This window comes from Nostoc commune NIES-4072 (genome assembly GCF_003113895.1).
Lineage (GTDB): Bacteria > Cyanobacteriota > Cyanobacteriia > Cyanobacteriales > Nostocaceae > Nostoc > Nostoc commune.
The window spans coordinates 1,335,300-1,353,439 of sequence record NZ_BDUD01000001.1 but is presented as its reverse complement, the minus strand read 5'-3'; the positions used below and the strand labels follow the sequence as shown (position 1 = coordinate 1,353,439).

The 18,140-nt window shown below is 41.1% G+C and carries 16 protein-coding genes and 1 pseudogene; 10 read left to right on the top strand and 7 right to left on the bottom strand.

Annotated features, from left to right (window positions below):
- Positions 1-487: 487 nt before the first annotated feature.
- The 4 genes from tig to CDC33_RS06025 all read left to right on the top strand — a co-directional run bounded on the left by tig (position 488) and on the right by CDC33_RS06025 (position 5,322).
- Positions 488-1,927 (top strand): trigger factor, encoded by a 1,440-nt coding sequence (tig, locus tag CDC33_RS06040; protein ID WP_109007716.1) that lies wholly within the window; start codon positions 488-490, stop codon positions 1,925-1,927.
- Between the two features lie 341 nt (positions 1,928-2,268).
- Positions 2,269-2,967: an ATP-dependent Clp endopeptidase proteolytic subunit ClpP gene (gene clpP / locus CDC33_RS06035; protein WP_109007715.1), complete on the top strand. Its 699-nt coding sequence runs from the start codon at positions 2,269-2,271 to the stop codon at positions 2,965-2,967.
- Between the two features lie 9 nt (positions 2,968-2,976).
- Positions 2,977-4,317, top strand: a complete 1,341-nt coding sequence (clpX, locus tag CDC33_RS06030; protein ID WP_109007714.1) for an ATP-dependent protease ATP-binding subunit ClpX — start codon at positions 2,977-2,979, stop codon at positions 4,315-4,317.
- A gap of 84 nt (positions 4,318-4,401) precedes the next feature.
- Entirely contained in the window at positions 4,402-5,322 is a 921-nt protein-coding gene (locus CDC33_RS06025) for an alpha/beta fold hydrolase (protein ID WP_109007713.1), read from the top strand.
- Positions 5,323-5,434: 112 nt separating this feature from the next.
- Here the strand turns inward: CDC33_RS06025 and CDC33_RS06020 are convergent, their stop codons facing one another.
- From CDC33_RS06020 to CDC33_RS05995, 6 genes and pseudogenes are all read right to left on the bottom strand, one after another.
- On the bottom strand, positions 5,435-5,794 hold the full coding sequence (locus CDC33_RS06020; protein WP_109007712.1) for a hypothetical protein: 360 nt from the start codon (positions 5,792-5,794) through the stop codon (positions 5,435-5,437).
- A 354-nt stretch (positions 5,795-6,148) separates the two neighbouring features.
- Positions 6,149-6,394 (bottom strand): annotated as a pseudogene (locus tag CDC33_RS06015) (transposase); the annotation flags it as partial.
- Positions 6,395-6,404: 10 nt separating this feature from the next.
- The gene (locus tag CDC33_RS06010; RefSeq protein WP_109007711.1) at positions 6,405-6,992 is read right to left on the bottom strand and encodes a Uma2 family endonuclease; all 588 of its coding nucleotides are present in this window, start codon (positions 6,990-6,992) and stop codon (positions 6,405-6,407) included.
- 201 nt (positions 6,993-7,193) lie between these two features.
- The gene (locus CDC33_RS06005; RefSeq protein ID WP_181373844.1) at positions 7,194-8,372 is read right to left on the bottom strand and encodes an RNA-guided endonuclease InsQ/TnpB family protein; all 1,179 of its coding nucleotides are present in this window, start codon (positions 8,370-8,372) and stop codon (positions 7,194-7,196) included.
- A gap of 41 nt (positions 8,373-8,413) precedes the next feature.
- Positions 8,414-9,025: an IS607 family transposase gene (locus tag CDC33_RS06000; RefSeq protein WP_109007710.1), complete on the bottom strand. Its 612-nt coding sequence runs from the start codon at positions 9,023-9,025 to the stop codon at positions 8,414-8,416.
- A 481-nt stretch (positions 9,026-9,506) separates the two neighbouring features.
- Positions 9,507-10,490 carry a GntR family transcriptional regulator gene (locus CDC33_RS05995; RefSeq protein WP_109007709.1) on the bottom strand — a complete coding sequence of 328 codons (984 nt, stop codon included), beginning with the start codon at positions 10,488-10,490 and terminating at the stop codon, positions 9,507-9,509.
- A gap of 286 nt (positions 10,491-10,776) precedes the next feature.
- Here CDC33_RS05995 and CDC33_RS05990 point away from each other — a divergent pair, with 286 nt between their 5' ends.
- Together CDC33_RS05990 and CDC33_RS05985 are read left to right on the top strand one after the other, a co-directional pair.
- Positions 10,777-11,517: a dienelactone hydrolase family protein gene (locus CDC33_RS05990; RefSeq protein ID WP_109007708.1), complete on the top strand. Its 741-nt coding sequence runs from the start codon at positions 10,777-10,779 to the stop codon at positions 11,515-11,517.
- Positions 11,518-11,633: 116 nt separating this feature from the next.
- Complete coding sequence (locus CDC33_RS05985; protein WP_109007707.1) at positions 11,634-12,536, top strand: S1 RNA-binding domain-containing protein; 903 nt, start codon at positions 11,634-11,636, stop codon at positions 12,534-12,536.
- A 644-nt stretch (positions 12,537-13,180) separates the two neighbouring features.
- Here CDC33_RS05985 and CDC33_RS05980 read toward each other — a convergent pair.
- Positions 13,181-13,369, bottom strand: a complete 189-nt coding sequence (locus CDC33_RS05980) for a hypothetical protein (protein WP_109007706.1) — start codon at positions 13,367-13,369, stop codon at positions 13,181-13,183.
- A 129-nt stretch (positions 13,370-13,498) separates the two neighbouring features.
- On the opposite strand from CDC33_RS05980, the gene CDC33_RS05975 reads away from it, so the two are divergent.
- From CDC33_RS05975 to CDC33_RS05960, 4 genes are all read left to right on the top strand, one after another.
- On the top strand, positions 13,499-13,876 hold the full coding sequence (locus CDC33_RS05975) for a hypothetical protein (protein WP_109007705.1): 378 nt from the start codon (positions 13,499-13,501) through the stop codon (positions 13,874-13,876).
- A gap of 149 nt (positions 13,877-14,025) precedes the next feature.
- Positions 14,026-14,901, top strand: coding sequence for an SDR family oxidoreductase (locus CDC33_RS05970; RefSeq protein ID WP_109007704.1), 876 nt, complete (start codon positions 14,026-14,028; stop codon positions 14,899-14,901).
- A gap of 149 nt (positions 14,902-15,050) precedes the next feature.
- Positions 15,051-16,547, top strand: a complete 1,497-nt coding sequence (locus CDC33_RS05965; RefSeq protein ID WP_109007703.1) for a beta-barrel domain-containing protein — start codon at positions 15,051-15,053, stop codon at positions 16,545-16,547.
- A gap of 777 nt (positions 16,548-17,324) precedes the next feature.
- Positions 17,325-17,987 carry a hypothetical protein gene (locus CDC33_RS05960; protein WP_109007702.1) on the top strand — a complete coding sequence of 221 codons (663 nt, stop codon included), beginning with the start codon at positions 17,325-17,327 and terminating at the stop codon, positions 17,985-17,987.
- Positions 17,988-18,140: the final 153 nt, after the last annotated feature.

The window sequence follows — 18,140 nt, the reverse complement described above, 5'->3', positions numbered from 1 at the left end:
AACTAACGCTTAGATTCAAAGTTGCTTACCAAGATGACGCATATACTATGATCTAAATGGATAAAACCAGCACAGTATAAAACTGAGCTATACGGTTAGGTAATAGATGCGATCTTGTATCACAACTTAATAATAGCTAGACTCAATACTATAACTTGAACTTGGGAGTACTAACTAGTCGCTGAGAACCAGGATATCACGGCGTTAGCCCACTGAATAATTAATTCCTAAGTTTCCGAGGGAGCAGAGGGACAAAGAAGAACTAATGCTAGTCCCCATTAACTAAATTGTTATGAAGGGAAAATGTCAAGTCCCAGGTGATTGGCAGTAAACTGGATCTTTGCCCCAAGACAAACATCCATCCTTTGGATGTCATAAAGCCTTTTGGCATCCCATTTCCTTAAGACACATCAAGCCATAAACGCAAACAATTATTGCATCTTGTGTGTACTTGGAGTATAAAATACCAGAAAACTAGAGACTAAGCATGAAAGTTACCCAGGAAAAACTTCCCGCCAGCCAAATTGGCCTGGAAATAGAGATTACGCCAGAAATTACCAAGCAAACTTACGAACAGGTCATTAAAAACTTAGCGAGTACTGCCAATATTCCTGGGTTTCGTAAAGGCAAGGTGCCTCGGCCGATATTGCTACAACGGCTGGGTACAACTCGAATTAAGGCAGCAGCGCTGGAAGAACTAATTCAAGACGGTATTGAGCAAGCGGTTAAACAAGAAGCTATTCCGGCAATAGGTCAGCCGCAATTGCGTTCCTCTTTTGAGGATTTAATTAAGAATTATGAACCTGGGAAACCCCTGACGATTTCGGCTGCTGTCGATGTAGAACCAGAAGTAAATTTGCTTCAGTACACTGATTTGCAAGCTAAAGCTGAAGAAGTTAAGTACGAACCAGAACGAGTGGACGCTACCCTTGACAAAGAACGTCAAGAATTGGCGACATTGATTCCTGTAGAAGGACGTGCAGCCCAAATCGGTGATATTGCCGTAGTCGATTTTAAAGGTTCATTCGCCAGAGGTGAAGGCGAAGACGAAACAGCTGAACTAGAACCGATTCCCGGAGCCGAAGCAACTGATTTTCAAGTTGAATTGCAGGAAGATAAGTTTATTCCAGGCTTTATTTCGGGAATAGTGGGGATGAATCCGGAAGAAACCAGAGAAATTGCGGCACAGTTCCCAGATCCTTATGCTAATGAAGATTTAGCTGGAAAAGCGGCAACTTTCACAGTGACGCTTAAAGAACTGAAAGAAAAGGAACTACCAGAAGTAAATGACGATTTCGCCCAAGAAATCAGCGATTTTGAAACCTTAGAGGAGTTACGCGCTTCTTTGGTCGAGCAATATCAAAAAGAGGCGGACGACAAAACAAAAACAAATAAACAGGAAGCATTGTTAACGGAACTGCTCAAGCATGTAGAAGTTGACTTACCAGCAACCATGATTGAGCAAGAAGTGGATGCAATGCTAACGCAAACAGCAATGCGACTATCTCAGCAGGGATTGGATGTGAGGAAGTTGTTTACTACAGATATTATTCCTCAATTGCGGGAGCGATCGCGCACTGAGGCAATTGAACGCATCAAACGCTCCTTGTCCTTGCGGGAAGTTGCTAAACGCGAATCTATCGAGGTAACACCAGAAGAAATCGCAGCCAGAGTCACAGAACTTTTGGAACAGTACCCAGAGGAGCAAGACGTTGATGAAGATAGACTGCGCTCAATTGTGGAAAACGAACTATTAACTGAAAAAACCATTGATTGGCTCTTAGAACACTCCTCAGTTGAACTTGTACCCGAAGGCTCGTTGAATCCTATAGAGGAAATAGAAGCCACAGAATCAGACGCTGATGCTGATGCACCTCAGACAGAGGAAGAAACCATCGAAGCTTCAACAGAAGTCACAGAAGGATAATTAGAAATCTCACTAGCCATCAATTCACCAGTTCTGAGTTAAAGTACTGGTGAAATGGGTAAGGTAAAAGAGATGAGGGAGCAGGGGGAGAATAACTACTAATTATTGTCCAATGACTCTTAAATCCTGAAAACTCAGGTAGGAAGACAAAATAATTAAAGAATGAATAAATTTTCAGCAAATTGTGACACATGTGAGCGCCTGAGCTTGATACTGTGTTACACGAGAGGAAATTATATGAGGCATAATGGTTAACACGTACCTATAAAAATCCCATTCGTCGAAAAGGCAGCATCTGCTGCTGAACCATTTGTCCTAAATTATCGTCAAAGAAAGCTTGTATGCTTGTATCGCAGTCGGGAAACAACCCCATCAGCAACCAAAGTCGAATAAACATTAACTCCCAGTTGAACAGCCCTAGCAACATCGTGCCGATGGTGGTGGAACAATCTGGCATGGGAGAAAGGGCTTTCGACATCTACTCCCGCCTGCTGCGAGAGCGGATTATCTTTCTGGGAACGCCAATAGACGATACCGTAGCCAACTCAATTGTGGCTCAGTTGTTATTCCTAGACGCCGAAGACTCAGAAAAAGACATCCAACTGTATATTAATTCTCCTGGCGGCTCTGTCTACGCAGGCATGGCAATCTATGATACAATACAACAAATTCGCCCTGATGTTGTTACCATCTGTTTTGGATTAGCCGCGAGCATGGGGGCATTTTTGTTAACAGCAGGGGCTGCCGGTAAGCGAATGTCTCTGCCCGACTCCCGGATTATGATTCACCAACCACTTGGTGGCGCTCAAGGTCAAGCCATTGACATTGAAATTCAAGCCAGAGAAATTCTTTACATTAAGGCTAAGTTGAATGAGTTAATGGCTCATCATACTGGTCAACCCATAGAAAGAATTGAAGCAGATACTGAGCGCGACTTTTTCATGTCGGCAGAAGAGGCGAAGAACTACGGTTTGATTGATCAGGTCATTTCCAGGCAAAATCTTCCCACAGCAGGGGAAAACGTCACCATTCTGAAATAAGAGGCTGGTATGTCTAAGTACGACTCCCATTTAAAATGTTCGTTTTGCGGCAAGTCTCAAGAGCAGGTGCGTAAATTAATCGCGGGGCCGGGAGTCTACATCTGCGATGAATGCGTTGACTTGTGTAATGAAATACTAGACGAGGAGTTACTCGATACGAATGGTGCGGCAGCACAACCGGCACCAAGAGCAGAACCACCTCAAAAACGACGTACCCAATCTTCTAGTATTTCGTTTAATCAAATACCCAAGCCAAGAGAGATTAAAAATTATCTAGACGAACACGTTATTGGTCAAGACGAAGCCAAAAAAGTGCTGTCAGTAGCCGTTTACAATCACTACAAGCGGTTGGCGGTCATTCAGTCTAAAACAAGTGGCAAAGCTGCGGCAGATGATGCTGTAGAACTGCAAAAGTCCAACATTTTGTTAATTGGCCCGACTGGTTGCGGTAAAACTCTCTTAGCGCAAACCCTAGCAAAAATTCTGGATGTACCCTTTGCCGTCGCTGATGCTACGACGCTGACAGAAGCGGGGTATGTAGGAGAAGATGTGGAAAATATCTTGCTGCGACTGTTGCAGGTGGCAGATTTAGATATAGAAGAAGCGCAACGAGGAATTATCTACATTGATGAAATTGACAAAATTGCTCGCAAGAGTGAGAATCCGTCAATTACCCGCGATGTTTCTGGCGAAGGCGTGCAGCAAGCCTTGCTGAAAATGTTAGAGGGAACGATCGCCAATGTACCACCCCAAGGAGGGCGTAAGCATCCCTATCAAGACTGCATCCAGATTGATACAAGTAATATTTTGTTCGTCTGTGGTGGTGCTTTCGTAGGCTTAGAAAAGGTTGTGGATCAGAGAGTTGGCAAAAAAGCAATAGGCTTTGTGCAACCTGGAGAAGGCCAATCGAAAGAAAAACGGGCAGCAGATACTCTACGCCATTTAGCACCAGACGATCTAGTAAAATTTGGCATGATTCCCGAATTTATTGGACGCGTGCCAATGGTAGCAGTGGTAGATCCGCTAGATGAAGAAGCGTTGATGGCGATTCTCACCCAACCACGCAGTGCCTTAGTGAAGCAGTACCAAAAACTGCTGAAGATGGATAATGTCCAGTTAGATTTTAAACCAGATGCTTTACGAGCGATCGCTCAAGAAGCCTACCGTCGTAAAACTGGTGCGAGAGCGCTGCGGGGCATTGTGGAAGAATTGATGCTGGATGTTATGTACGAGTTACCATCTCGTAAGGATGTGACACGTTGTACAGTAACACGGGAGATGGTTGAGAAGCGATCAACTGCCGAACTGATAATACATCCATCTTCACTACCGAAGCCAGAATCAGCCTAATAGTCATTAGTCATCGGTCATTAGTCATTAGGCAAAAACTAAGGAATAATAACTATGTGACAACTGACAAAGGACAAATGACTAATGCCTTATATTAATGTTCGTGGCGTTGAGCATTACTACGAATGGGTGAAAAAACCATCTGGTTCTTTGGTAAAACCAGTGATGGTTTTTATGCACGGTTGGGCTGGTTCGGCTAGATATTGGCAAAATACTGCGAATGCTTTATCGGAGCAATTTGATTGTTTACTCTACGATATGCGGGGGTTTGGCCGTTCTGGTGGAAAGCCAACCATAGCCGAAGCAAGTGAAGCTGTTGCTGAATCGGAATCCCCCCAGGAAGAATCACAGGCAATCAGAGAGTTAACTTATGAATTAGAAGAATACGCTGATGATTTGGCAGCTTTGTTAGATGGGTTGCATCTTCAGCGTGTTTATATCAATGCTCACTCGATGGGCGCGTCTGTTGCTACTTTATTTTTTAACCGCTATCCTCAACGAGTGGAACGAGGAATTTTAACCTGTAGCGGCGTTTTTGAGTACGACGAAAAATCCTTTAGTGCTTTTCATAAATTTGGTGGCTATGTAGTTAAATTCCGTCCCAAGTGGTTAAGCAAAATTCCATTTGTTGACCGGATGTTTATGGCCAGATTTTTGCATAGTTCCATACCACATTCTGAGCGGCAAGCTTTTTTGGAAGATTTTCTCGAAGCAGATTACGATGCGGCTTTAGGAACAATTTTTACTTCAGTCAGTAAGGCTCAGTCTGAAGTGATGCCGCAAGAGTTTGCCAAGCTGACAGTGCCGACTCTGCTTGTGGCGGGGGAATATGACAAGATTATTCCAGCCGAGATGGGGCGTCAAGCAGCTGCACTGAGTGACAAAGTGAAATTTGTGATGATTCCTAACACAGCGCATTTCCCGATGTTGGAAGATGCGCCAACTTACCTGCGACTAGTAGAAGAGTTTTTGCAAATTAACACCTCACAAGCGCAAGGAAGTTAACTTATTTATTTTTCTTAGCCTCACGCAAAAGCGCAAAGAATTGTTCTTTAGTTATATCGAAAAATGTCATTGCAGGTTTGAAAAAGTCGAGGTGCAATGCTAGTTACAGTGTTTATCTCCAGGGACAATTCTCTCCAGATAAACAAATAGCACTCTTACCTAAGCTTGTTTGAGGGTTATCGGTGAGACAAAAGAATTCTAATGCATCTCCACCTGCATTCACACCAAAGTCATCTACAGATGCATCAGGTACGGTTGCTAATCGTCGAACATAGTAAAAAATATTACCAACTAATCTATAGCCGATAATACCCTGAGTAAGTCCATCTGTAACACAATCGGGTGTTTGTATTTTAGGTGCGGAGAATTGAGCTTGAGCAACGAATTTTGTTGAAAAAAAGCCAAAGAATAGCGTTAGAACTATTACAAAACTAGTAATCCATAAACCAGTTGAGCTTTTAATTTTGAGCATGATTAAAACCTTTTGAAACAAGAATCAGAATTGCTGATCAAGGTATTCTTGTAGGTTACTGCGTTTAACTATTCTGGTGTTTATACGGTATTAGAAAGCCTTGATAAACTTCACAATATACTGTTAGTTGCTATTTCACCAATGAACTTTTAAAAAATTTACACAATTAGGCATCGTGCTAAGATACGTTTGATTTCCTGAAGATGATCTGAAAACCCTTATTCTGTCTAGGCTTAATCATTTGCAACATTAGAGGAAAAAAAGCGGTTATTTGATTGAGACACTTGTTATCCCTCTTCTGTCACTTTCCGAGATAAGCAAGTAGTTCAGGAGCTAAATCATCCATAAGCATAAATAAATTATTTCTCTAATATATCTTGTCTCTGATTTTTGATTGCTAAATGTTCTCTCAAATTTACACCATTTATTTGCCCTAACCCTTTGCCCTGCTGGTAGCCATACTCCATGATTACTTCTAATTGACACCACATAACCTAAGTTATATTCAGCGATTTTTCTAATGAATTGGCTACTTTCACCATATAAACTATCAGCCAGTACTAATTCAATATTGAACCCTGATTCCATTAATACGGTTAGTTCTAAAATGTTATTTTCGGATAGCCTGCACAAATTCTGCAATAGCGTCATACTGGTCAGGATGTCCAATATATTGCAGCAACAAAGCTGGGTCTAAATTTGGGAAGAAACTACTACGGTTTACTTCTTCATACTCGCCAGTCGCATTTAAACGGAATATCTTTATCTGGTCAGATTTCCAGAACCAAACTTCAGGCACTTTCTTGGGTTTGTATAACTCTTTTCGATTAATGGTGCCACTAGTAATAATTACTTCAATAACAATGTCTGGCGTTTCTTTATTGCTACCAATACAGTAAGATTCATCTGGTGTACCAGAAGCATACCCTGGTTCTTCCAAAGTAAAACCACCACGACCGTAGAACCGGATTCCCAACTCTCTCATGTAAGCTTCTAGCAAGTAGCCGAGAGTTCTTTTCACGTACTCATGTTTTTCACCAATGGGCGACATAATTTCTAATATTCCTGATAAATAGGAGAGTCGGACATTGCGGTTGTCCTTTAACTGTGCCTCAATAGCTTTGAATTCCTCCCAAGAAACATCTGCGACGGTCACTAGTTTCTCTTGTATGGGATAGTCTAGAAGTGAGATACTCATATTGCCTCTTAACAGTTCCTTTATTGGATGATTTAGTAAGGGACTTCCAAATTAAAAAATATCCAAAAACCTCATATAACAATCTTCTGCTTTAAAAAACTTACTCAAACCTACTTAACCTTAATTAAATAGACTTAATGTTTTCTTCCTGCTTCAACCAAGGTAGTCGGCTACTTCTTGTCCACAGGCGTTAAGTTTGGGTCAAGCCAACCCTACTTTGCTTAAAGGTGCATCCCTCAAATTAATTGAGGCGTTCTCATCACGATCTTGAATATTGCCGCATCCACCACATCTATAAACACGCTCACTCAGTCCCATCGGTTGAATGTGGTGGCACTTGGAACACATCTTCGAGGACGGATACCATCTATCAACCAACTCAACCCTAGTCGCGTAAAAAGGTTGCTTGTAAGTCAACTGTCTACGAATTTCGTAAAAACAGTTATTACTCACAGCGCTGGCTAGTTTATGGTTAGCAATCATGCCTGATACATTCAGATCCTCGATCCTAATGACAGCAGCTTTACGACTTATGTCAGTGGTCATTTTTTGAGTGGCATCTTGCCGAATGTTGGCAACATGAGCGTGTTGTGTTGCCAGTCGGACATAATATCGTTTCGCTTTATTTGATGCTTTGATTTTCAGCTTCTTATTGCCAAGGACTTTATTACGATTTCGCCACTGCAATTTCCCAAGCTTGATTTTCGCCTTTTTGGTAGTGACAGGCATATCGTAAAAAGTACCGTCAGAACAAGTTGCTAAGACTTTCACTCCTAAGTCAACACCAATCTTTTTAATTGGGTGAATTATTGGTGGAATCTTCTCGGCATCCAACACAAACGCAACGAACCATCTATCTGCGGTTCTAGAAACAGTAAATGTCTGGGAACTACAGATAAAATCAATTCGTTCTTTTAATCTAAGTTCCTTTAGTCCGGGTAACTTTATAATCTTTCCAGCATTTATTACAACTCGGTTAGTAAATGGCAGTGCTGGTTTACCTTTTTCGAGATATATGCCAGCAGTTTTGTAAACACTAAAGGAGTCACCTTTTTTCTTGGACTTCTTCTTTGGGAAATCTCCTAACCCTTTACGCCACTTCGAAAAAGCATCCTTCAAGTCAATAAATGCTGACTGATACACTGTGGACGGATACTCTCTCATCCACGCATATTCAGGCTTTTGCATTGTAACTTGAGTTAGAACTTTCTTGATAGCATCAATGCGTTTGGAGTCAGAAGCTTTTACGTCTTCAAAACTCCAAGATGCAGTTAGCAGTTCTAATCCATAGTTGTAAACAAACCGCTTAAAGCCAGCATTGCCACGCATCAAGGAGGTTTCAACCTTATTTAGTTTTAATTCTCGCTTGATAGCAAACATAGCTAAACTTTTGCAAACTTATTTACTTAAATAAGTATATCCTACTTTGAACAAGGATCGACACCTTGAGCAATTAACTTTACTTTTTGCTTATATTTGCGTAATCCGTATAAACGACTGGAAAAGCAATGCACGATTGACAACAAATCTTGAACCAGTTCTTCATGGGGCGATAATGCTTCACTGTTAGCTACTACAACAGTTCCGCCTCCCCAGACAATAATTTGTTCTACCAAGTCAAAACCGAAGCGGCATAGCCTATCTTTGTGGGCTACATAGACCGATTTAACTTCTCCTTGAATTGCCCACTGAATAATTTGGAGAAACTTTTTGCGCTTAAAGTTAAGTCCACCGCCTATTTCTTCGATTCTGTCAGTGACTACTACGCCATTAGCAACACAAAACCCATCCATAGATTCAACTTGACTAAGCAGATCATCTTTTTGCCCATGTGATGAAACACGGCAATAGATAATTATTCTTGTTGGAAATTTGCCGGACTTCAGGTTTCGAGCTAGTGCTAAGTGTGATTCTGTGTAAATTCTTTGATTGCCTAGCGTCCTTTCCGGGGTTAGTTTCCCTTCTGTCTCCCACCGCCTTAACGTCGATGAAGAGACACCAATTAATCCGCCAAACTCTGCAACCTTCCACATAAACTTGTCTAAAATACCTAAATATAGATAAGTTTAGCAAAGTTTTCTGCTATTTAGTTTAACTCTCTTCTTCCTTTGTCTGTGCGCTCTGCGCCTCTGTGGTAGCCTTCGGCAAGCCCTTCGGTCTACGTTTTCTTGGATAATTTATTTCTTGGAAATCCCTAAGTAGCTGAATCAATATATAGGAATCCGGTTTGATTTGGAGAAAATATCTGTAGGATGTGTTAGCACGGAGAGTACGGCATCAAACCCTTGATAATAGTGCGTCACGAACTCCGTTCTAACACACTGTACAATACCTAATTCCGTTCAAAAATCAAATAGTAATCCTATAGCTGAGTGCTAGTAAACAGCAGACATACATCTACTTGAGTGCTTCTACCAAACCAATAGAGGGTTGCATTTCTACAATCATAATCCTGAGTTATTTGTTAGGTGTGTCCGCCTATGCAATTCTTCTTCTCTCTTAATTATCCTTGAATTAACCTAAACCCAGTTCTCGTTTTAGCAAGTTAATTGAGTTAGTACCGATATAATTTTCAACCTTAATCAGCTTCGGTGGACGAATAATATCTTCATCAGATGCTTGCACGGCTGCTTGGACTGCCGCAAAACTGGCTTGATCACTTATGATTACTTCAGCTCGTTTAACCATTGCCTGAAGTTTATAAGCATCTTTTGGTTGCGAAGTCATTACTAGTAGTTCATCCCCTCGCAGACCGTGGAGGATGACTTCTGCGGCTCGTGCAATCCCGGAACTGAGGCTAACTATGCCTACACAGTTTTCTTTTGGTAAGGTTTTCAAGAGGTTGAGTTCTTTGCTGTAGTCGTAGATATCCAGAGGAATTACCCGTGCAGCTTTAGGAGCTGCGATCGCTTCTACATTACTGATAAAATACCGACTTGTGACTACTGTCGCAGAGGTAGTTTTATCTAATACAGCAGTTAATTCTTCCATTGCTACCAACTGGACTGGTATTTTTAGCGATCGCTCTAATTCATACACCATCAACTCACCAGCACCCATATCATAAGATGGAACTGCTACCAGTACCCGCGCACTACAACGCAAGCGCCAGTCAATTTCTGCTAAAAATAGCTCTCTGGCTTGATTGAGTGAACATCCTTGGGTGAGCAAATCATCAAGTGCTTTTTGGACAACTTGATATGCATCAGGATTTTGTTTGAGTATTGGTGATTGCAGCCTGCTACCGCCCTCATGACCTTGGGGACGAACATAAATCCCCGAACCAGCCATACTTTCAACAAATCCGTCTTCTTCTAGTTGACGGTAAACTTTGCTTATGGTATTACGATGTAATCCAGTTTGCATTGCTAATGCCCTTGTGCTTGGCAATTTGTAAGCAGGGGGATATTGCCGAGACGCGATCGCAAACCGGATTTGATTAAACAGCTGGGTTGATGCGGGAATTTCGCTGTCTGGCTGAATACGGAATTGAATCATCAGCAAATCTCCTGAATACTGAGTGGGGAGTGGGGAGTGGGGAGTGGGGAGTGGGGAGTGTTGATTTACTACTCAGCACACAGCACTTTTAACTCAGCCCTCCTTTAGTGACCAGCTGCATTTGCTACATGTCAAATATTTTATTTACACATGAAGTTTTTCTGGTACAAATTTCTAATGCGCTCCTACTGGTAATTGATAATTTAAATGGAAATGACCTGGGCGTACTGGCATAGTTATATCAAATAAACACACGGCTAATCATACAGCACTGGTAAAAATTATTATGACAGAGCAAGCAATAATTACCACAACAGTTAATCTTTTGCAAGATAATATTCAAGTATCTGCTTATTTAGCAGAGCCAAAAGAAGCTGGATCTTACCCAGGAGTCGTGGTATTACAAGAGATTTTTGGTGTCAACGTTCACATTCGGGATGTTACTGAACGGATTGCCAAACTTGGATATGTAGCGATCGCACCTGCACTTTTTCAACGGACTGCTCCTGGTTTTGAAACCGGATACACACCCGAAGATATTGAAACGGGCAGAAGCTACGCTATGCAAACTAAAGCCTCAGAGTTATTAAGCGATATTCAAGTAGCAATTGACTACCTCAAAACTCTGCCCCAAGTCAAAAAAGATAGTTTTGGCTGTATTGGCTTCTGCTTTGGCGGTTATGTCGCATATCTTGCAGCTACCTTACCAGATATTAAAGCTACGGCTTCTTTCTACGGTGCTGGAATTACTACTCGCACACCAGGAGGTGGAACTCCCACTGTTACCCGCACCAAGGAAATTCCAGGCACTCTCTATGCCTTTTTTGGCAAAGAAGATGCTAGCATTCCACCCGAACAAGTAGATGAAATTGAAGCAGAGTTAGAAAAATATAAAATTCCTCATCGTGTGTTTCGCTACGATGGAGCTGATCACGGATTTTTCTGTGACCGTCGTGCCAGTTATAATCCTAAAGCTGCTGCTGATGCTTGGGAGCAAGTCCAACAACTCTTTAGTCAACTGAATTAGTCATTAGTCATTAGTCATTAGTCATTAGTCATTAGCAAAGGACAAATGACAAATGACAAATGACAATCTTAAACTCCAGTTGCACCATATCAAATAACAATTAATCTTCAAAAGTCATGAATTCCGAATCGAAACTTTCTCAAACAGCCAATTCGCCGTTTACAATGGACGATTTTGCCAAAGCACTAGAAAAACACGACTACCAGTTTCAAAAGGGACAGGTTGTACATGGCAAAGTGTTCCAACTTGACCATGATGGAGCTTATGTCGATATTGGTGGCAAGTCGTCAGCTTTTCTGCCGCGCGATGAGGCTTCTTTGAGAGCAGTTACCGATTTATCGGAAGTGCTGCCATTGCAAGAGGAAATGCAGTTTTTGATTATCCGAGATCAGGATGCAGAAGGTCAAGTTACTCTTTCTCGAAAGCAGTTGGAAATTCAGCACATCTGGGAAAGATTGGCGGAAATGCAGGAAAATGCTCAGACTGTGCAAGTTCGGGTTATGGGTGTAAATAAAGGTGGTGTCACCGTCGATATTCTTTCCTTGCGAGGGTTTATTCCGCGATCGCACCTGGCAGAGCGTGATAATTTAGAAGCACTCAAAGGTCAAAATCTGACTGTGGGCTTTTTGGAAATTAATAAAAACACCAATAAACTCATCCTTTCCCAGCGTTTAGCAACTCGTTCTAGCAACTTCAGCTTATTAGAACTAGGTCAACTGGTGGAAGGTAAAGTTACTGGTATCAAACCTTTTGGTGTGTTTGTCGATTTAAATGGTATGGGGGCTTTGCTTCATATCAAGCAGGTAAGCCAAAAATTCATCGACTCATTAGAAAAGGTATTTCAAGTTGGTCAGCAAATTAAAGCTGTAATTATTGACTTGGATGAGGGTAAAGGGCGGGTTGCTCTTTCTACCAGAGTTTTGGAAAACTTCCCTGGCGAAGTCTTAGAGAATATGGATGAGGTGATGGCTTCGGCTGAAGCGCGTGCTAATAGAGCTAATAACAAAGCTGCTGAATAGTTTTGAAGTGGGGTGTTTGGACAAAGTGTTTAAATGCCCATGTGAAACAATTTTGAATTGTTAATACTCCCCCTGCATCTACAAAGATGTGGGGGATTTTAAATTGGGAAAAATTTTTTCAAGCTTCTTTCTAGCCTTTAGCTGGAAATGCAGGTAAAACAAGAATTTCAGTCAGCTTTAGATGACTTTTGCTATGAGCCGCAGAATTTATTCTGAGGCGGACGTGTGGGCAATGCCAATATTCTGCAATGATGCAAATACCTTAATCCACAATCTTATATTTTAATTTATCACCCGCCATAGGTTAGAAACCTACGGCTAATAGCGAAAGTCCTCTCAAGAGGACTAAACAAGAATTTATATCACGTTATGACTCGCTCACGTCGAAATTTTTAATCTGGATTTTGTTATTACATTACCACTCGCAATACGGTTCGGTTAAGGAAAGAGACGCGATAAATCGCCGTCTCTACAATTAGCGGCGTGTCATCAAAAAACCTTATCCGAACGGTATTGCCCAAACACCAGTTTACTTTCTTATTTCGGTATTTTCCGCAAGCAATCAAGCATATTGCTTTTTCAACATGCTTAATTGCTGATTCATTGCAGTAATTCACACACTTGGGACAACTATTTCTTTGAGATTACTTTTCTCTATCTTTATCTAATGCTTCCTGGATTGCACGACGGCAAAATTCTGGAGGATCATCTTTAGTAGATAGTTCTTCCTTCATAGTTTTTGTGACACGTAAATTAAGACGCTCACTTAAAGGTTCTTCCCTCTCTGATTTAAATGGGTTTAAATTTTCTGGATGACCTTTAGGGTTAGGCATTTATGTAGAAATATAAATATAACTTGAATCACTGGTAGGCAGCAGATTAAATTGTTTTTTGGTGGTTGCTACAACTTGCCGGAAGTACAACCACCAATATCCAATTTCAAAAATGGACACTACTATTTTATGTTCACGCGTTCCGAACTTGAAATCAAGACTATTAAAGAATTACGCGACTTGTGTCGTAGATACGGCATCAAACCAACTGGGAATGCAGGATACAAAACCTCGTACATCGTAACTCTGATGGCATTTCCACTTTTAGCCCTGCAACAAATGAAGCAAGGTAAAGGGTTAAAATTCCCTAACTTTAACGCTATCCAGGTAATCAGTTCTGCTATAGATGAGATGAATTCACCCACAGATGAGCAAGCAGCACTAATTCGGATAACGCTGGAAGGCAGGAAAATGAGCTATCCTGACCGATACGACCAGGAGAACCTACTGAACTTGCACAAGGCTAAGATGTCGCTTGAACAAGCTGTTGACTTGTTGAGCCAGTAAAACTAATCTTATTACCCCATCCCCTGCATCTACAAAGATGTGGGGGATAATTTTTTGAGATTAAGATAAATAAGGTATGACTTATTGGCTTACAAACAAACGAGCGAACCCCTATATAAACCCTGTAACTATTCAATTTAGGTATTTATATGTTTCTAATAACTGGAGTAACGGGAGGAATCGGTCGCAGAGTTGTGCGACTCCTCCGACAACGAGAACAGTCTGTAAGGGGATTTGTCCGCCTTACCTCGCGCTATAGCGAGTTAGAACACCGGGGTGCAGAAATTTTCATCGGTGACTTGCTAGAAGAAAGAGATATCCAGAAAGCTAGTCGGGGTGTCAAGTATGTTATCAGCGCCCACGGTTCTGATAGCGATGCCTTATCTTTAGATTACCGCGCTAATATTGAACTAATAGACCAGGCGAAAGCCAATGGCGTAGAGCATTTTGTTTTTATTTCTGTACTGGGAGCCGATCGCGGATATGAAGATGCTCCTGTATTTAAAGCCAAACGAGCAGTAGAACGATATTTGTCAGCTAGTGGCTTAAATTACACTATTTTACGCCCATCTGGATTAGCATCTAACTTGCTGCCACTAGTAGAACAATTTCGGCAAACGGGATTGTATTTGCTGATTGGCGATCGCAAAAACCGTACTTCAATAGTCAGTACCGATGATTTAGCAAAGATAGTGGTGGATTCTGTGACAGTTGAAGGCGCTCGCAACCAGATTTTACCAGTGGGAGGGCCGGAGATTTTATTACGAGAAGATATTCCCCGGATTTTTGGCCGGATCTTCAACAAACAACCAGTAATAATTAACTCACCACTATTTGCCATTGATGGGTTACAAAGTGCATTGGGTTTAATTAATCCCCAAATCCAAAAAGCTTTAGGAACTTATCGCACATTGCTAGCAAATGAATTTTTCTGTACAAAAGATGAAATTGCCAATTTAGAAGCGATTTATAACTTCCAGTTAGAGACATTAGAAAGTTTTTTGCGGCGCTATCTAGCAGTTTGAATGGGGAATGGGGAGTAGAGGAGACGCGATTAATCGCGTCTGTACTGGGGAGGAAGGAGTAAAAGAAAGGATATAAATGACAAACAAACAATTATTCCCCATTCCCCATTCCCTACTCCCCACTCCCCATTTTTAAAATCTAAAATTCTATGAAATCTTCCCTAGCTGTCAATGCTGCTCAAGCACGTCAGACAAAAGAGCGATTCGCCCAACCAGAGGAACAACTTACTTATGAGTTGGGGAAGGCGGTACAGGAATTGCCACCCCTGTATACTAGATTATTAGCGGGAACGATGAGCGTCATCGTATTTGGAACCATCGCTTGGGCGTACTTCTCGCAAATAGATGAAGTAGCAACAGCACCAGGAGAATTAATTGCTTCCACACAGGTAAGACCGGTGACATCCTTGGGTGGGGGGTCAATTGTTGCTGTTAAAGTCAAAGAAGGCGATCGCGTTACTAAAGGTCAAGTTCTGATTCAAAAAGATCCAGACTTGCAAATAACCGATGTTTCCCGCCTAGCCAAATCTTCTAGATTGATTCAGGACGATTTGCAACGTTTGGATGCAGAACGCACCGGAGGCAAAACTACTGGAACGAAAGTGCAAGATGAACTTTTAAACTCCCGCCTGCAAGACTTCCAAGCACGTCAAGCAGGGGCGGAAGCAGAAGCAAATCGCCAAAAATCACTCATAGATCAAGCCAAAGTCCGCTTGACTCGGTTGCAAGACAACTTAGTTAATGCCAAAAGCAGCGTTGCCAATGCCAAAACCAACCTTGCCAACGCAGATAGCATCCGAATTAAAATTGAAAGTAATTTGGCACTTGCCGAAGAAAGGGAAAAAAGCTTACGTAGCTTAATGACTCCTGGTGCTGTACCTCGTGTCGATTACTTGGATGCCCAAGAAAGATTAACTCGTGCAAAGACAGAAATCACTAGATCGCAAGATGAAGTGACTAACGCCCAGAATAAAATAACAGAGGCTCAAGATAAAGTCACATCATTAGAAAAAGATATTGCTGCTCAAGTCCAAGAAATTCGCCAAGCAGAACAAGCTTACAATGCTGCACGTAGTCAAGCCCAGCGTGTAGCGTCAGAACGTCAAAGTGAAATTTTGACCCAGTTCAACAAGCGTAAAGAAGAACTGACAACTGTTCAAGGTCAATTAGAACAGGCGAGGAAGCAGCAAGCTTTAGAAACAATTGAGGCTCCCGTTGCCGGTACAATATACAGAGTTAAAGCCACCAAGGGGCCAGTGCAATCAGGTGAAGAATTGCTGTCAATTTTGCCGGAAGGAGAAGAAATGCTCCTAGAGGTGAAAGTTCTCAACCGCGATATCGGCTTTATTCGTCAAGGAATGAAGGCAAAAGTAAAAATGGCGACTTTCCCTTTCCAGGAATTTGGCACTGTGAATGGGGAAGTTATGCAAGTCAGTCCGAATGCAATTGTTGATAAAGAATTAGGCTTAGTTTTTCCGACCAGAATTAGGCTAAATAAACACTCAGTTAACGTGCGGGGTCAAGAAGTAGAGTTTACACCAGGTATGTCTGCTTCAGGTGAAATTGTCACTCGTAAAAAATCAATTTTGACATTCATCACTGAACCTGTGACGCGGCGGTTCAGTGAGGCATTTTCCGTCAGATAGGTTTATAGCCTCTGCTGTTTTTATCGTTATCTGGAAGTGACCTACGCTCAAAAACGTTAAGCGATCGCTAAGTTGATTTTTTGAGGGTTCCAAAAAATTAGACCTCTTGCATAAATACTTAAATTGTCATCTTGAGCAAGGCGAAACATCTAGTGAAATTTTTCTCTCCCCTGCGTTACGCTCAAAATGACATTCCTGATTTTCTGACTTTTGCAAGAGGTCTATTGTAGTGTTTATGGTTAAACCTAAAGGAAAGATTTATAACCTTGTCTTTATAGTTCTATGTTGTGAATTGATTTATTTATTTAATCAAGATAGTTATTTGCATCTTGTAAAGATATATTACTCTCTTTAAGAAAATAAATATCAATGATAAATTGTTTTTGTCTAATGTTTTTGACAAGCTATAGCAATCCTATTTGAGTTGTGAAAATTATCGAACCGCCTTTGCATAGCGTCTTGTAGAGAAGGCGCCAAGGGTGTTAAGAGGTTGTTTGAAAAGGGTCATCTTGAGCCTCAAGTGGAAATCAGGGGCACGATCTCAAATCCCAAAACTCCGATTCTTTCGTAGCTGTTTCTCGGTAACTAGGGTAGTGAAACACACGTTGGAACACTTTTCAAACATCCTCTAAGGAAAGAATGAAAGAAGTTTATCAATGATTTAGGATTGCTATAAAATCCTATGCTTTTTATCAATAAGTACAGAGTAAACTACTAGGCTTTTTACCTAAATAGTTTAAATGTTTGAAAATCACCAACTAGAAATCAGAGGATAAAATGTTTAGATTTCGCATTAATAACAAGTGGTTAGTAATAGCTGTTTTATCCTGTGTTTTGGTAACCAGCAGTGCTTTCGCAATAAGCTTCCGAGATACGAATTCAAGTACTCCAGTTAAAATTCATTATCATCCTACAGACAATACAAGCCGATCTAATTACCTTACGCAATTAGAAAGAAGAAGTACTTTTGATACAGACAAAACAAGCCGATTCGATTACCTTACGCAAATAGAAAATGTTTTCAATACAATAGAGTCAACGAAACTAGTAACACTTGAGAAATCTGAAGAAATTAGTAATGCAACAAAAACATACGCAGATAGGACAAAAGCAGATTTGGATATTGCCTTGGAAAACGCTAGATTGCTGGCTGAAACAGAAGGAAAGTCTGGAGAAATTCAATCTCTTTCTAGATTTGAATTGCGATCGCTTGCTCAAGAACTTGGTTTAACAATCGTCGATCTACTCGCTACTGATAAAGGATTAGTGCCAGAAACATGGTATTTTCAAGGACGCAAAATTCCTGAACTAGAAATTATTAATTACTTTATTCCTTTAGCACAGAAAATTGACGAGGATTTAGTTGCCATTGGGGATGGAGATGTAAATTATCGCTCTTACAATCAGGCAACTTTCACTTTAGTAGAACTTACGCATTGACAGAAAAGCCAAAATAACAGATGGAGTTTTCAAGGCTGATAGCTAGATTTTTCAATGAGATTTTAGCGATGCCTGCGGCGGGCTACGCCTACGCACTCAATCAAAGGTGATTGATAAAAGCCCGAAACAACGTATTTAGGTTGATGCACAAGA

Bases quoted from the DNA above. Each gene is read 5' to 3' on its own strand.
- tig (WP_109007716.1), top strand. From the start codon at position 488: ATGAAAGTTACCCAGGAAAAACTTCCCGCCAGCCAAATTGGCCTGGAA.
- clpP (WP_109007715.1), top strand. From the start codon at position 2,269: ATGCTTGTATCGCAGTCGGGAAACAACCCCATCAGCAACCAAAGTCGA.
- clpX (WP_109007714.1), top strand. From the start codon at position 2,977: ATGTCTAAGTACGACTCCCATTTAAAATGTTCGTTTTGCGGCAAGTCT.
- CDC33_RS06025 (WP_109007713.1), top strand. From the start codon at position 4,402: ATGCCTTATATTAATGTTCGTGGCGTTGAGCATTACTACGAATGGGTG.
- CDC33_RS06020 (WP_109007712.1), bottom strand. From the start codon at position 5,794: ATGCTCAAAATTAAAAGCTCAACTGGTTTATGGATTACTAGTTTTGTA.
- CDC33_RS06010 (WP_109007711.1), bottom strand. From the start codon at position 6,992: ATGAGTATCTCACTTCTAGACTATCCCATACAAGAGAAACTAGTGACC.
- CDC33_RS06005 (WP_181373844.1), bottom strand. From the start codon at position 8,372: ATGTTTGCTATCAAGCGAGAATTAAAACTAAATAAGGTTGAAACCTCC.
- CDC33_RS06000 (WP_109007710.1), bottom strand. From the start codon at position 9,025: ATGTGGAAGGTTGCAGAGTTTGGCGGATTAATTGGTGTCTCTTCATCG.
- CDC33_RS05995 (WP_109007709.1), bottom strand. From the start codon at position 10,490: ATGATTCAATTCCGTATTCAGCCAGACAGCGAAATTCCCGCATCAACC.
- CDC33_RS05990 (WP_109007708.1), top strand. From the start codon at position 10,777: ATGACAGAGCAAGCAATAATTACCACAACAGTTAATCTTTTGCAAGAT.
- CDC33_RS05985 (WP_109007707.1), top strand. From the start codon at position 11,634: ATGAATTCCGAATCGAAACTTTCTCAAACAGCCAATTCGCCGTTTACA.
- CDC33_RS05980 (WP_109007706.1), bottom strand. From the start codon at position 13,369: ATGCCTAACCCTAAAGGTCATCCAGAAAATTTAAACCCATTTAAATCA.
- CDC33_RS05975 (WP_109007705.1), top strand. From the start codon at position 13,499: ATGTTCACGCGTTCCGAACTTGAAATCAAGACTATTAAAGAATTACGC.
- CDC33_RS05970 (WP_109007704.1), top strand. From the start codon at position 14,026: ATGTTTCTAATAACTGGAGTAACGGGAGGAATCGGTCGCAGAGTTGTG.
- CDC33_RS05965 (WP_109007703.1), top strand. From the start codon at position 15,051: ATGAAATCTTCCCTAGCTGTCAATGCTGCTCAAGCACGTCAGACAAAA.
- CDC33_RS05960 (WP_109007702.1), top strand. From the start codon at position 17,325: ATGTTTAGATTTCGCATTAATAACAAGTGGTTAGTAATAGCTGTTTTA.